Source organism: Rhodopseudomonas sp. BR0G17 (assembly GCF_010907025.1).
Classification (GTDB): domain Bacteria; phylum Pseudomonadota; class Alphaproteobacteria; order Rhizobiales; family Xanthobacteraceae; genus Rhodopseudomonas; species Rhodopseudomonas palustris_H.
In genome coordinates this window covers 1-396 of sequence record NZ_QUML01000225.1, presented here as the reverse complement: position 1 = coordinate 396, position 396 = coordinate 1, and the positions used below count along the sequence as shown (strand labels likewise).

1 pseudogene is annotated in these 396 nt (G+C 64.4%); it reads right to left on the bottom strand.

Annotated elements, in window-relative coordinates:
• Positions 1–396, bottom strand: a pseudogene (locus DY467_RS25960) (hypothetical protein); the annotation flags it as partial.

The following is a 396-nucleotide window of genomic DNA, read 5'->3' as shown; positions in this document are numbered from 1 at the left end:
CTTCTCCGGGATGCCGTCGGCGCTGCGACCCTTGCGAGCTCTCACCTCGACAGGCCCGCCGTCGAGCACCTGCATCAGGCCGTGCGCCTTGTCGAAGAAATAGCTGCCCTCGCGAACATGCCGATCGCATGGAAGATTAACGCCAGAGGGAACGATTGCATCGTCCAGTTCGGGATCGATGACCTCGGGCTCGCCGTCATAGATCGCCGCCGGAAGGAGACCGATCGCGGCTAAGAGTGCTGCGTCGAGCTCTTGGTCCTCGCGCGGTCGGCACGTGTAAGTCTCGCCAGAGGGGCCGGAGGCGAGCGCATGCGTGCCGAGCACGAACTGCGGATGCTTCGCGAACCAGCGGTTCACGCGGATAGCGCCTTCGTCATCTGTCGCCGGGCGAACCTA